The sequence below is a fragment of the Acinetobacter sp. V2 genome (genome assembly GCF_001188385.1).
GTDB classification, from domain to species: Bacteria; Pseudomonadota; Gammaproteobacteria; order Pseudomonadales; family Moraxellaceae; genus Acinetobacter; species Acinetobacter oleivorans.
This window is the reverse complement of record NZ_JZFB01000001.1, coordinates 933,231-933,556: the sequence shown is the minus strand read 5'-3', so window position 1 is coordinate 933,556 and position 326 is coordinate 933,231. Positions and strand designations below refer to the sequence as shown.

1 protein-coding gene is annotated in these 326 nt (G+C 43.3%); it reads right to left on the bottom strand.

Translation table 11 applies throughout. The features are described from left to right. Window positions 1-121: 121 nt before the first annotated feature. Window positions 122-326, bottom strand: a 205-nt coding sequence (locus tag UC75_RS04225; protein WP_128825187.1) for a 3-oxoadipate CoA-transferase, incomplete at its 5' end; no start/stop codon positions are given.

The window sequence follows — 326 nt, the reverse complement described above, 5'->3', positions numbered from 1 at the left end:
CCTTACTTTTGAAAGGTCAAAAGTAACAAAAACCTTTGTCGAACAGAGGAGGCTTCCATGCCTCCCTGTCCAACGGGCGACATCCATGTCGCCTGTCACGATAGTTACTACTGTTTAAATTTTACCTTTGAGTCGCATCAATCAAAGTTGCACCAGTTAAAGCCTGTAACTCATCAAAGCTAAGACCGTCGACTTTCTCAATCACCTTTAAACCATCTTTAGTCACGTCAATCACACACAGGTCGGTATAAATACGGTCAACACAGTGTTTACCCGTAACTGGATAGCTAAGCTCAGCCACAATCTTCGGTTCACCTTGTTTGGTT